At 34.4% G+C, this 14,590-nt stretch carries 8 protein-coding genes and 3 pseudogenes; 4 read left to right on the top strand and 7 right to left on the bottom strand.

Annotation, left to right across the window (positions count from 1 at the left end; genetic code table 11):
- Positions 1-138 precede the first annotated feature (138 nt).
- The 4 genes and pseudogenes from ACLNCP_RS04310 to ACLNCP_RS04295 all read left to right on the top strand — a co-directional run.
- On the top strand, positions 139-1,809 hold the full coding sequence (locus ACLNCP_RS04310; protein ID WP_261053368.1) for a sensor histidine kinase: 1,671 nt from the start codon (positions 139-141) through the stop codon (positions 1,807-1,809).
- Positions 1,790-3,328, top strand: a complete 1,539-nt coding sequence (locus ACLNCP_RS04305; RefSeq protein ID WP_261016378.1) for a response regulator transcription factor — start codon at positions 1,790-1,792, stop codon at positions 3,326-3,328. Before ACLNCP_RS04310 ends, ACLNCP_RS04305 begins: the two co-directional genes overlap by 20 nt.
- 302 nt (positions 3,329-3,630) lie before the next feature.
- A protein-coding gene (locus ACLNCP_RS04300; protein WP_261073875.1) for an IS3 family transposase occupies positions 3,631-4,979 on the top strand; the annotation gives its coding sequence in 2 pieces (ribosomal slippage) (positions 3,631-4,069 and positions 4,069-4,979; 1,350 coding nt in all).
- Between the two features lie 48 nt (positions 4,980-5,027).
- Positions 5,028-5,420: pseudogene (locus ACLNCP_RS04295) on the top strand (tyrosine-type recombinase/integrase); the annotation flags it as partial.
- 404 nt (positions 5,421-5,824) lie between these two features.
- Here ACLNCP_RS04295 and ACLNCP_RS04290 read toward each other — a convergent pair.
- The 7 genes and pseudogenes from ACLNCP_RS04290 to rplM form a co-directional block, all read right to left on the bottom strand.
- Complete coding sequence (locus tag ACLNCP_RS04290) at positions 5,825-8,041, bottom strand: SIALI-17 repeat-containing surface protein (protein ID WP_424844077.1); 2,217 nt, start codon at positions 8,039-8,041, stop codon at positions 5,825-5,827.
- Positions 8,042-8,062: 21 nt separating this feature from the next.
- Positions 8,063-11,329 carry a Rib/alpha-like domain-containing protein gene (locus ACLNCP_RS04285; protein WP_424844076.1) on the bottom strand — a complete coding sequence of 1,089 codons (3,267 nt, stop codon included), beginning with the start codon at positions 11,327-11,329 and terminating at the stop codon, positions 8,063-8,065.
- A 454-nt stretch (positions 11,330-11,783) separates the two neighbouring features.
- Positions 11,784-12,550: pseudogene (locus ACLNCP_RS04280) on the bottom strand (transposase).
- 237 nt (positions 12,551-12,787) lie between these two features.
- A pseudogene (locus tag ACLNCP_RS04275) lies at positions 12,788-12,998 on the bottom strand (hypothetical protein).
- Entirely contained in the window at positions 12,979-13,128 is a 150-nt protein-coding gene (locus ACLNCP_RS04270; RefSeq protein ID WP_236564374.1) for a hypothetical protein, read from the bottom strand. Before ACLNCP_RS04270 ends, ACLNCP_RS04275 begins: the two are co-directional and overlap by 20 nt.
- Before the next feature lie 422 nt (positions 13,129-13,550).
- Entirely contained in the window at positions 13,551-13,943 is a 393-nt protein-coding gene (gene rpsI, locus ACLNCP_RS04265; protein WP_000075964.1) for a 30S ribosomal protein S9, read from the bottom strand.
- 18 nt (positions 13,944-13,961) lie between these two features.
- Positions 13,962-14,408: a 50S ribosomal protein L13 gene (rplM, locus tag ACLNCP_RS04260; RefSeq protein WP_001044624.1), complete on the bottom strand. Its 447-nt coding sequence runs from the start codon at positions 14,406-14,408 to the stop codon at positions 13,962-13,964.
- Positions 14,409-14,590 lie beyond the last annotated feature (182 nt).

The following is a 14,590-nucleotide window of genomic DNA, read 5'->3' as shown; positions in this document are numbered from 1 at the left end:
TTTTGGACTAGGTTTATCAATTTTTCAGTTTTTTAATTTTAAAAACTATTACTTTTCCGACATCTTGATAAAACATATCTGTTTTGTTACATGATATCATATTTTCAAAGTGCTATAATTTTAATAGGAGACTAGTATATGAAATTAAATCACGACTTATCAAAAAAACATTCCATTCATTTTTTCTTTAAACTCCTACTTGTACTACTATTGATAAATATTTTAATCAATATTGCTATGAGTAACATAACCAGAAATTTTATTAAAAACCAAAATATAGTACACCTACGTAGTTCAATTGAAATTTATGCTGATTCTGTTAATGAGAAATTGCATTCTGTAGAACGCTTTATGTACTCAACAATAACGCATAATGAATCTTTAGAGAAATTAAATCATGTACAAACGTTTCTTGAGTATCAAGAAAATCTTAAAAAAGTTCAAACTAGCTTTACAGAGTTTGAATATCAAAATGAAACTCATATGACATTCTTATTAGAAACCGATAGTACTGATCATTTTATAAATGTCTCCAATCTTTATATTCCATATGAAGATTATCTACTGTTAAAATCAAATCTAAAATCATTGCGTAGTGATATAAGTGACCGTAAATGGAAAAATGTAACTACTAAAAACAGCGAATACTTAGTTAAATCTGTTCATTACGAAGGAAAAATCATTTATGCCGTCATATCTTCAGAAGATATCCTAAAACCTCTCAATAAACTTAATATTGGTAATAATGGCAAACTCTCCCTAAAAGAGCCTAACAATATACCGTCCGCTAATTACCTAATTCATGCCCAAAATGAAAAAACGCATTTACCCTTCGATATTTATGTTTTAGTCGATTATGCCGAAGTCTTTAGAAATATCACACTCTTAGAAGTATTTTTATCAGCCGTTCCTATCATTATCACAATTTTATCAATCATCATTATCCTGTATATTCGTCAGTGGATGATTAAACCTATAACAAGACTCACTGAACGGCTCTCTCAATTTGGGGGCTCCATCCCCCCTTCTGAATTTTTTATATCTGAAGGTATACTAGAAATTGATAAGGCAAATGATAAACTTAATAAAGTAATATTTGACATGCAAGAATTAAAAATACGGGAATACCATTCACAACTAGAACTTAAGAAGATAGAACTTAATTATCTTAAGAACCAAATTCGTCCGCATTTCTACTTAAATATGTTATCAATGATTCATAGTATGCTTCAAACAAAAAACTATAAGGAAATTGAAGAGTTAACTATCCTAACTTCAAATTATCTCCGTCATTTATTTATGGCTAATCAAGATTTTTCAGAACTTAAAGATGAAGTTCAGCATATTAGAGATTATTTAGAAATACAACGAATTCGATATGGAAATAGCATCTACTTTTCACTAGACTACAATGATGACCTACAAAATACTCTTGTTCCATCGTTACTGTTACAAACATTTATTGAAAACACAATCAAACACGGTTTTTCATTTCAGGATTTATTTACAATTTTGCTATCGATAAAAAAAGTAAAAACTGAGAACTCAGATTATATTCAGATTTGTATCGAGGATAATGGTCCAGGTTTCTCTGAAGAAATTTTATCAAAACTAAATCAGAAACAGTCTCTAATAACAGAAGATGGACATCATATCGGGATCACAAACACCATCGAACGTTTAAATCTTCTCTATCCCAACGACTATACTATTACATTTGAAAATAATGAAGAAGGTGGAGCTAAAATTCTTTTACTCATTCCATACAAGATTATAGACGGAGGTTATAATGAACATTTTATTAGTTGATGACGATCGCTTTATCATTGAGGCTTTACGAGAGAAAATAAATTGGGATAAACTACACATTGACATTGTTTATGTTGCCTATAGCCTCACTCAAGCTCAAAATATTATTAGAGAGCATCCTATTAATCTCATGATAAGCGATATAGAAATGCCTCAAGGCAGCGGCCTCGAACTCTTATCTTGGATTAGAAATGAAAAATATGATATAAAAACAATTTTTTTAACTAATTACGCCGACTTCAACTATGCTCAAAAAGCAATTGAATTGCAAAGCTTCGAATACTATCTAAAACCCATTAACTTTGAAAAATTAGAATTTATTATTCAAAAAGCCATTAGTAAAATTGAGAATCATAACTTAAATGGAAAAAATGATTCGCTTTTACAAATAGAAGATAATTTCTGGTATGATTACCTTAGAAAACCTCAAATTTCTCGCATTGATGAACTAGAAAACATAGCGAGCAAACAAGATTTTATTCTTAAAAAACACCAGTATTTTTTCCTTGCAGTTTTAACAATTAATCTTAATGAAGAAGATTATTCTATAGAAACTCCATCATGGACTTCTCAACTAAAAAGAGAACTTCAAAGAATTTCACAACCTTCTTATAAACTGATAAGTTTGTTTAAGATGGAAAGCCAGGTTGATCAATATGTTTGTCTTTTTAGAGTAGACTCATCAAAACGTAGTGACAAATTAGCATGTGAGATTCATTCTCAAATTTCTAATAACTTTAGTAAATGCTCCAACATTATATATAAGAGTTGCCATAAAATATCCGATATTTTATTTCATACTAAAGAACTCTACACTTATAATGAACAGTATATCGCTTATTGGAATACTATTATATGTGTTCCACATAGTTTTCCAACTTCTTTTAAAACAGAAACTCTTTCAATTACTTTTTTAGATACCTTAAGTGAATACGAATTAAGAGAAAAAATTAATTCACTTGCTTATAATTCTCAAATTCCTACTTTCACACTACAACAAATTTTACTAGATTGGACTCAACAAATAGGAATATATCTAGATCAAAAAGGAATTTCGGCACATAAATTGTTCCAAAACAGCACTCATGATTTCTTATTCCAACGACGCTTTCATTCAATTGAATCTTTTCAGGATTACTTTGATTATTACTGGTCACATGCTAAGAAATTTGCAACAAACATTGAAAACCAGAAAAATAGTATTCAACGCATTGTCGAATACATAGATCATCACTACTATGAGGATATAAATCGTTCTATATTAGCAGATATGGTTTACCTCAGTGCAGATCATTTAGCTAGAATTTTTAAAAAAGAAACTGGAGAAACTCTTGTTAAATATATAACGGATAAGCGCATTAATGCTGCTAAATCTCTCCTATCTCAAACCAATATCTCGATATCACAAGTATCTTGTCAAGTAGGGTATGATAATTATTCTTACTTTACTAAAATTTTTAAACAAAGGACTGGACTTTCTCCTGGAGATTACCGTAAAACTTATCAAAACAAAATGTAAGCAATCTAAATCATTGAAATGATAAGTAAAATTCAAGGTCTGTAGTAATTTTTGAAATTCTACAGTTTTTCCAAAGATAAGTTAAATGATAATTTTTTAGATTATCATCAGCACAATATCTTTCAGTCCAACATAGCTCCAAAAATTTCTTTAAAATTGTTGATAAGGCAACTTCTTAAAAAGTCAGTTTGAAAAGAAAATCCAGTAAATATTTCTAGGATAAAACGTATACTATCAAGCTTTTACTGAACTGCACCCTAAAAGTTAGACAGAAAAAATCTAACTTTTGGGGTGTTTTTATTATGAAATTAACTTATGATGATAAAGTTCAGATCTATGAACTTAGAAAACAAGGCTATAGCTTAGAGAAGCTTTCAAATAAATTTGAGATAAACAATTCTAATATTAGGTACATGATTAAATTGATTGATCGTTACGGAATAGAGTTCGTCAAAAAAGGAAAAAACCGTTACTATTCTCCTGATTTAAAACAAGAAATGATTCATAAAGTCTTACATGAAGGCTGGACTAAAGATAGAGTTTCTCTTGAATACGGTCTCCCAAGTCGTACGATACTTCTTAACTGGCTAGCACAATACAAGAAAAACGGGTATACTATTGTTGAGAAAACAAGAGGGAGAGTGCCTAAAATGGGACGTAAGCCAAAAAAGAGACCTGAAGAGAGGACAGAATTAGAACGTCTTAAAGCAGAAAATGAGTACCTGAGAGCGGAGAATGCTATCTTAAAAAAGTTAAGAGAACTCCGATTGAAGGAGGAAAAAGAGAAAGAAGAAAGACAGAAATTGTTCAAGAATTAATGACTGAGTTTTCGTTAGATATTCTTCTAAAAGCCATTAAACTAGCTCGTTCGACCTACTACTATCACTTGAAACAGCTAGACAAACCAGATAAGGACCAAGAGCTTAAAGCTGAAATTCAATCCATTTTTATCGAACACAAGGGAAATTATGGTTATCGTCGGATTCATTTAGAACTAAGAAGTCGTGGTTATCTGGTAAATCATAAAAGAGTTCAACGCTTGATGAAAGTACTCAATTTACAAGCTAAAATACGGCAGAAACGAAAATATTCTTCTCATAAAGGAGATGTTGGTAAGAAGGCAGAGAATCTCATTCAACGTCAATTTGAAGGCTCTAAAACAATGGAAAAGTGCTACACAGATGTGACAGAATTTGCCATTCCAGCAAGTACTCAAAAGCTTTACTTATCACCAGTTTTAGATGGCTTTAATAGCGAAATTATCGCCTATAATCTTTCAACTTCACCCAACTTAGAACAAGTAAAAACAATGTTGGAACAGGCATTCACAGAGAAGCGCTACGAGAATACGATTCTCCATAGTGACCAGGGATGGCAATACCAACACGATTCTTATCATCGGTTCCTAGAGAGTAAGAGAATTCAAGCATCCATGTCACGTAAGGGTAACAGCCCAGACAACGGTATGATGGAGTCCTTCTTTGGCATTCTGAAATCGGAGATGTTTTATGGTTATGAGAAGTCGTTTCAGTCGCTTAAGCAATTGGAACAAGCCATTGTAGACTATATTGATTACTACAACAATAAACGAATTAAGGTAAAACTAAAAGGACTTAGCCCTGTGCAATACAGAACTAAATCCTTCGGATAAATTAATTGTCTAACTTTTTGGGGTCAGTACATTTTTTGCTAGCCTGTTTTCTCTATTTCTAATGACTTACTTCAGCTTCTTACCTCTTGGGAAAAAAATCAAAAATGCGAACTATCAAAGTTTGGAATTATCCAATCCGATGAACAATATGTCTTTACTTATATCGATATGAAGGGTAATGTTAATAGCCCTCTACACTCTGACTATCTTAATAATAAAATGAAATCTGTCAAACGTCGTCATCCAGAACTTAAACATGCATCCCCACATAAATTAAGACATACAGGGGTAACGTTAGCAAAACAGGCTGGAACATCTATTGAAGCTATTTCTGAAGCACTTACTCATAGCGATACGATTACAACTAAGACTTATGTCAATACTTCAAATGTAATCCCAATGGCGGTTGAAGAGATTGCTTATCGCTCCCTAAAAAAGTAATGGTGTGAATTTTACTAAAAATCATCAAAAAAACACCCCATGGTGTGAACCATGAAGTGTTGTAAATGCTGTATTGTAGCTGGTTCTTAACGCTTAGAGAACTAGCTAGCTTTACGAGCTTTCTTAAGACCTAGTTTTTTCTACATTATGATATTTATGGTAAATTATCACTGAAATCAAGTTCTTTTAAGAGATAAATCCTCAATTTTTACATATATAACTCTTTTAAAAATCAATAGGTTATCAAAGGGTTATCACTTTTTAGTTTTCGGAGCTTATGTAGTTGAGAAAGAAATACAATAAAATTAATAATACAACATCCCCTAACAATTACTGACCGTTAGGGGATATTTCTATTCACCGAATATATTTTACATTCTTGTATTCATTAACTTCGTCAAAGATCATTCTTCGTCTTCTTTTTTACTTAAAATGAAGAAGCCTAATCCAAAAAGAATTGAACTTGTTGCTACAGATAAGAGTCCTAAACTATTTGCCGTACCAGTTTTCGGCAAGGTTGTTTGAGTTTCTTTCTGTTTCACTTCATCTTTTTCTGGTTGAGCATGTGTTTCATTTGTAGGAACATGAAGAGCATCTGGAGTCTGTTCAGGTTTCACATTATCATTTGTTTGAGTTACTCCTGAAGAGGCAACTTTTCTAAAGATATGTGTAACTACTTCTCCATTTTCATCTATTTCAGTTCTTACAAATTCATAACCTTCGATTTCACCATGTTCAAATGCTTCATTTTCCTCACCTAATACTTTAGGAGTTTTCGCATCTGCTGGTTTCAACTCATTACCGTTTTCATCAACCCATTTAGTAATAATCAGTTTAACTTTTGGTAATTGAGCTGGTTCTGGAAGTTCACCATTTATAGCAATGTTCCCATTAAACTCTGAGAACTCATGAGTTGGTGCATCCGGTGTACTTGTTCCACCCATAAACTCAGGAATATCTACACTTGGTGGTATGATGAGGTTTCCATTTTCATCTACTCCAGTCGATCCAATTGGGTCTGTGTATTCTGGCACTTCACTTATTGGTGCATCCGGTGCGTTTACACCTCCTGTGAAGTCTGGTGCTTCTACTATTGGTGGTACGATGAGATTTCCATTTTCATCTACTCCAGTTGAACCAATTGGGTCCGTATAGTCTGGAATTTCGTTTGTCGGTGCATCTGGTGTGTTTACGCCTCCTGTGAAGTCTGGTGCTTCTGGTTGTGTTTCTGGTGTGCCGTTAGCATCGCTATCTTTCACCGTAATTGGGACTGTCACTTCATCTTCCGTTCCATCTGGATAATGAACTAACGCTACTCCTGGATGACTTCCTGGTGTACTTACATCTGGCGTTGTCTTCCATGTGACTGTTGTTCCATCTGGTAAGCCTGTTTTGTTTACACTTGTTTCTGGATCTGGCACGTGACCATTGTCCACTTCTTGCGCTATTGCGGTTGGATTGTATTCATCTTTTTGTGGCGTTACTTCGACTGTTACTGTCACTTCTTCCGTACTCTTATCTGGGTAAGTGATTAATACTTTTCCTGTCTTACTTCCTGGTTTACTTGTATCTGGTTGTTCTGACCAGCTATATTTTGTTCCTTTTGGTAAGTCATTTGTATTAATACTTTTCTCTGGATCTGGTACTTCGTTATGACGTACAGTTTGGTTCGGTTCTTTTGCCGTTGGGTTAAACGTTTCTTTTTGTTCTTTGACCCTTACTGGTACTTCGACTTCATCTTCCGTTCCATCTGGATAATGAACTAACGCTACTCCTGGATGACTTCCTGGTGTACTTACATCTGGCGTTGTCTTCCATGTGACTGTTGTTCCATCTGGTAAGCCTGTTTTGTTTACACTTGTTTCTGGATCTGGCACGTGACCATTGTCCACTTCTTGCGCTATTGCGGTTGGATTGTATTCATCTTTTTGTGGCGTTACTTCGACTGTTACTGTCACTTCTTCCGTACTCTTATCTGGGTAAGTGATTAATACTTTTCCTGTCTTACTTCCTGGTTTACTTGTATCTGGTTGTTCTGACCAGCTATATTTTGTTCCTTTTGGTAAGTCATTTGTATTAATACTTTTCTCTGGATCTGGTACTTCGTTATGACGTACAGTTTGGTTCGGTTCTTTTGCCGTTGGGTTAAACGTTTCTTTTTGTTCTTTGACCCTTACTGGTACTTCGACTTCATCTTCCGTTCCATCTGGATAATGAACTAACGCTACTCCTGGATGACTTCCTGGTGTACTTACATCTGGCGTTGTCTTCCATGTGACTGTTGTTCCATCTGGTAAGCCTGTTTTGTTTACACTTGTTTCTGGATCTGGCACGTGACCATTGTCCACTTCTTGCGCTATTGCGGTTGGATTGTATTCATCTTTTTGTGCACGAACATTTACAGTTACATTCACGGTATCTTTTGAGTCATCAGGATATGTTACAGTTACGCTACCTGCTTTATCTCCAGGTCCTGTTGTTGTACTTGGAGTTGTTGCCCATGTATAGGTTGTTCCTGCTGGTAATCCATTTTTATTAACACTTGTTCCTGCATCTGGTTTTACATCATAACTCACCGTTTGTTTTTGCACATTAGGAGTTGCAGTATATTTCGTTGTCATTGATTTGACGGTAATCGTAAATTATCTTTGACTAGGATTGTCTGCATTATCTGTTACTTGAATAGTTGCAGTATAAGTTTTACTATCTTGTCCAACAGGTAATTTTGTTACTTCTTGAACTCCATTTTTAAATTTAATTGTCTTAGTCGCATTGTCATATACTAAGAAATCTGGTAAGCCCGTTACCGTTGTTGATTTAACACCAGTTCCTCCTGTATTATCAGTAGCTGCAACTTTTATAGAAGGTAATGTTCTATCCAATGCAATTAAATCCCAATTTTGTCTATCACTTGGTGTTGTGATCGTTGGAGCTGTTATGTCTTTTACTTCTAAAGGTATGTCAACTGGATCTGTCGTATTATCTAAATAAGTAACAGTCGCTTTAATCGTTTGAGTTCCTGCATTTGCTGTACTAATCGTTCCAGCAGTAACGGATTTCACCTTACTATTACCGTTATTACTAATAGCAACTGCTGCTTTTAAGTCATTATTTGTAACCGGAACATTTTGATTTCTAACGATTTTATTTCCTGTAGGAGCATATTCATCACTCAACTTACGAACACTTACAGTTACATTCACAGTATCTTTTGAAGTATCAGGATAAGTGACTTCTACTACCCCTGATTTATTACCAGGGCTTGATGTATCTGGTTTTGTTTTCCAAGCATAGGTTGTCCCTGATGGTAACCCTGTTTTATTGATACTTGCTTCTGCGCTTGGTTCATCTTTATAGCTAACTGTTTGTGTTTGAGAATTTGGAGTTGCTGTATATTTGAAAGTTTGTGGTTTCCATACAAAACGAATACGTCCTGGTGCTCCATTATCATTCGCATGACCTACATGTTCATAGTTCGTATTTCCAGCGGGATCTTCGGTGTATAAATAACGCGTGATTGATTTTTCACCGGCAAATGGTTGATTATTAATATTCCCACTCACCGTAATTGTTGCTGGTTGTGCATCTGAACCTGTAGTTTCAGATTTAATCTTAGTTGCTGTTAGATATAAGCCATCTGGGCTTCCTCCACCTAAATAGCTATTATCTTCTTGTCCTAGTCCCTGTCTATTATCTGCTGCAAATGCTAAGTAAACTTTAGAAACCTTTCCATTATTATCTTTTGCTTTTAAAGTAATATTATTATTTTCATGTGAATATACATAAATTTCTTGATTACCAGGATTATCATACGGAATTTCTACTGTCGGTCTAATATTATCAACAATCTCAACAGGAATATCGACTGTTTTCATCGTCGTATTTCCACGAAGAATTTCAATTTGTTTATGATGAACCGTTGGTCTTGAAGTATCTACAGTAGATCCACCTTTCCAACGAATCGTCAGATCGGTCGCAGGTGCTGTTCCATTTGATAAAGTGATATAACTTCTAGCATCACCAAGTTCACCACTTTGATGTTGATTAATACGTTTGTCTTGTTTTCCTACAAAATCTAGCACTGTATATGGTGTCGATACATCTTTAACGGCTCCATTTTGATAAGTTACTGTAACAACAGCATTTCGTGTTCCCGGTTGTTGTAAATTAAATGGTGTTTTCCATTGCACATCAACAGTAGATGGAAGTTCATTTTCTATTTTTGACTTCACAAGATTTCTAGGATTTTTGTAAAAATCGTGTGGGTCACCGTATAATGCCGTAATACTTTGATGTTTTGCTATAGCATCATTCTGTGCATTTGTTTGGATTGTTTTAGGTGCAAATCCATCTTTAAAGTGAATCGTCATTGTTGCACCATCAGCTGAAACTTCAGCATGATCATAGTCAATGTGAACTGCTCTATTGACTACTCCTGGGTGTGCAGCCTCAAACTTTTTAATTAAAGCTGTTTTTTCTTTTTCCGTTAAATGGCGGACATCATCTACATAAGTTGGTGTTGCCAAATCATTAACCGTATTACGCTCACTTTGAGCTTTTACATGAAATGTATAAGTAATACTATTTTCCGGGTTCTTTCTTCCTGCCGCAATAGTTACTCTATAATCACCCGGTTCAACAGCTTCTCCCGTTTTATCATAACGCCCAAGCCAACCTCTTATAACCGCTTTAACTTCTGGATTATTAACAGGCCATACACCAGATGTGATATCCTGAAAGTCTTCCTTTCCAGTACGAGGATTTTTATAAGCAACTCTCAATGTTATACCTTTAAGCTTATCTAAACCACTAATAACACCTACAGTTTTTAAATAATATGGTGATTTATCTTCCTTACCTCTATTTTCTCCATATTCATACTTATATAAAGGTTCTCCTGGGCCTCTTTGACCTAACACTCTCATAAATGAGTATATCTCATCAGAATTATAATACGTCAAATCAGTTCTAGTTTCATTAACTAACCCAGCTTCTCCTCTTCCATGCTGATTTTGCGTAGGTAAAAAGTATACCGCCCTAAATCTACTCTCACCATTCCCATTAATAGGTTGGCCATTTCTAGGATCACGTTTACCAGAATGAGCTCTTGTCATGCGATTGGCTACTTTATTTCGAAGACGTGTGACTTCTTTAAGGAGCGACTCTACCTCGCCCTCCCTGTTACTATCCTCAGAACGTTTTTCAGCTGTTTTAACTAATTCTTTCTCAGCATCGCTGAACTCATAATTTATTTGATTAGCTAAACTGTGAATTTCATTTACAGTTTCTGTAACTTTTGTTATTTTTTCTTTGCTTAAATCTGATTTCTCTTCTTTTTGAGGCTCAGCTTTTTCTCTAGACTCTGAGGCTTTTTCTTTTTCAGGTTTATCCTCTAATTTTTCAAAAGATTCTTTAAGAGCTTTCTCTTCTTTATCTACCTCTTCTTGACTTACTGTCGGACTTTCCATCAGTTGTTGTGCGCGCGACAAAGAAAGATTCAATTTCTCTACTGAATCTATAGTTTTTTTGCTTAAGTCTATATTCTTAATTTTTTCTATTAATTCGATTAAAGATTGTCTATTAACCTCTGTTTTAGCTACATCCTCTTTTTTATCGAGCTCATCAGATTTTTTTGATAATGGAGAAGTGACTCCCAAATTAATCTCATTATCTTCCTGCTTAATTACTTCCTCTTTAGGTGTTTTACCTTTATCCCTATCATCTCCATCTTCTGCCGAGTTCATTGATGTAACAACTGAAGATGCCACTTCATCTGCTCTGACAACTTGTGTTTGCTGCAATCCTATTGCACCAGTTGCTAAAAAAAGAGTACAGCCAAAAAGAAAATGCTTCCCTTTTTTTACCATTCTCCAATTCTTTTGATTTATTCCTTTACGATTAAATAACATAATAGAAACCCCTTAATAAAGCATTAATTAATACAGTTCGTTATATCAAATTATTCAAAATTACTCTACCCTTTTCTTCCATATTTTATTTTAATGGATTGAATCTAGAGTGGTAAACTGCAACTTCTAAAATATTGCTAGAAATTTATTTGAATTTCCCAATCAGTTTATTCATATTTTACTTCATTCCACTATAATTCTGTAGAGTATCTAGTATTGATACCGAAGCAGAGTCACAAAGTATTAATTAAATATATTTTTAAGTATAACTTAACATTACTCAAACCCACTATGAATACATTAAATTTATAAAATGTAAACTAGGCCCCCACTCCCAAATCTCTCCTCCAAAGAAACACCTTTTTACGTATATCTCTTAGCATAATTCTTGAAAAATTCTATACTATTTATCGATTTAATACTTTATGAAATATTCAGAACCTAGATTGTCAAATTAAGTTAGATTTTTCATGTAACTCAGAAAAACTTGGCATGGTATTTGATAATTCAAAGACTTTCTAGGAATTCTATTTCTTTTATCAGCTTAGCTGATAAATAATTTTGAGAAATATTAGTAAAATCCATTTGTTTCAGTAGTCTATTTCGTCTTAATAATCCATTAGAATGTTCATTGAGACCTCGTTGACTAGGACATCCTAGATACGCAATGAAAATATCAATGTCATGTGCTAAGACAAGTGTCACAACGTTATTCAGAATATAGCCTGATAGAGTGACCAACAGATGTACTTTGAATCCTCAAAACCAAAGGTACTTAGAGAAATTGTAACCAATGTCGCCTAGTTCATGGAAAATACATGCTCAATGATTACGAACAGGTTGACAAAATGATAATGAAAAACTATCGATGATGACAATGCTATTTTGAGAAAGTTGAGTATTCATGGCTTGCCGAATGATTTGAACTAACCAAATCAACTGTCTTAACCATCGATTAAATCGACTTCTTTCAGGGAGACACCCACAAGGAAAGAGTTGGCATATCCGATAGAAATGACGAAGATGATTTAATGCCTAGTTCAGTCTGTAAAATAAGCAAAACTAATAAAGACTGAACTGAAACCTTAGACAAGCTGATATTGTTACGATGTTTGTAAGATTCGGGACATTATTCACTATATAGCTGAAGACAAATTTTGATAATTGTTTCAAAGTCCATTGCAAGTGATGAGATTTACCTGTATATTGTAAGTCGCTCATTGGGGCTAACCTCCTGTTTGTTTCGACACTTACAGTGTAGTCCTTTTAAGCTTTTTATTGTATTTTGAAAATAAATAGCACCACGAGTACAATTTATTAAAATCAATTATTGGCTTGTTGTTATGGCATTCAAATTAACAACTCGGGGTTTGGGGATTCCCCAAAATTCAAATCATCCCAAAAGTTAGATTTTTTCTGTCTAACTTTTAGGGTGCAGTTCAATTTAACCGCGTTTCCTTATTTTAAAATCCTCATATGTCTTTCTTTTTTATGAGTAGCATCGTAGTATTCCAGCATCATAGTATTCCAGCATCGCATGATACAAACGAGCCTTCGTTTTATCTTGTTGTTTAATTCCATGAAGAAATAATTCTGCTCGCTTTAATTTCAATATGTATTCACATATCTGATCAAAATCCTTATCCATATTACTTTTGAAAATAAACATCTTTTTCCTCCATCACATCAACTATTTTTTGCATCAAAATAGACATATCCATTTTGTTTTCATAGCTTATTCTCCCAACTACAGTTGCAAGACGGGCTATAGAATTGATATTCTTTCCGACTTGTTCCAACTCTTCTGTTAAAGGAACTAAACTTTCAGAGGTTATCAGAAGGTTATCACAAAGCTATTCGAGCTTAAAAATCGACAAAAAAGAGTTTGGGACAAAAAGATTTTTATTTCAGGAATTCTTTATTATAAGTTTTAAAAATCGATAGATTAGACAAAAAAAGCGAACAAGACAAAATTCTGAGTGTCAGATACCTCGTTTTGTTCGCTTTTTATATTTAAGGTTAGACTTTTGTCCCAGACTCTTTGAAATATTGATATAATCGTATTGATTAACGTTTTGAGGCAACTGACCTCGTCAGGTTGCAGCCACATTTGTAAGCGACTAAAGTCACCACAACTGTGTCAATTGCACCAATTTATCAAGAAAGTACAAAAAAGAACACCCCGAAAGGTGCTCTTTGTAAGTATAGTAATTCTTTCGAATTAACGTTTACTAAATTGTGATGCTTTACGAGCTTTCTTAAGACCTGGTTTCTTACGTTCAACTTTACGTGAGTCACGTGTAAGAAGTCCTGCGCGTTTCAATGAATCACGGAAGTCTGGGTCTACTTGAAGAAGGGCACGAGCGATACCGTGACGGATAGCTCCTGATTGACCAGCGTATCCACCACCTACAACGTTAACGAAAACGTCGTATGAACCTGCAGTTGAAGTAACTGCGAATGGTTGGTTGATTACAAGACGAAGGTCAGCGTGTGGGATGTACTCTTCAACATCTTTTTTGTTAACAGTGATTTTACCAGTTCCTGGAACAAGGCGAACGCGTGCAACAGCGTTTTTACGACGTCCAGTACCTGCATATTGTGCTTGTGACATACTTTATTGTTCCTTTCCTTAGATAAGTCCTGAAATATCAAGAACTTCTGGTTGTTGTGCAGCGTGAGTGTGCTCAGCTCCAACAAATACTTTCAACTTCATACCTTGAGCGCGTCCAAGAGTATTGTGTGGAAGCATACCTTTAACTGATTTCTCGATCAAACGTACTGCATTTTTAGAACGAAGTTCACCTGCAGAGATTTGTTTCAATCCACCTGGGTGGTTTGAGTGAGTGTAGTAGATTTTATCAGTTGCTTTTTTACCAGTCAATTTAACTTTTTCAGCATTGATAACAATTACAAAGTCACCTGTATCAGTGTGTGGTGTAAATGTTGGTTTGTTTTTTCCGCGAAGTACGCTAGCAACTACTGCAGAAAGACGTCCAAGTGGTACATCAGTTGCGTCAACTACGTACCATTTACGTTCAACTTGGCCTGGTTTAGCCATAAATGTTGTTTTGTTCATGATTTCTCCTATATATAGTTCGATTTTTGTTTACGGTGATGGGTGTTCCTTCCCATCGAAAAGTATTTGGAAGGTTCCGGGGCCTTTCAAATGGGGTAAACAATACCGCCTACTATCATACCAAATTTCACCCCTAAAAGTCAATAGATATGAAAAATATTTTTCTAAATTCCACTCTTTTT

It is taken from the genome of Streptococcus sp. CL6.35, assembly GCF_049737915.1.
Classification (GTDB): Bacteria; Bacillota; Bacilli; order Lactobacillales; family Streptococcaceae; genus Streptococcus.
Note: the sequence above shows the minus strand (reverse complement) of the source record. Positions and strands in the feature narration are given on the sequence as shown.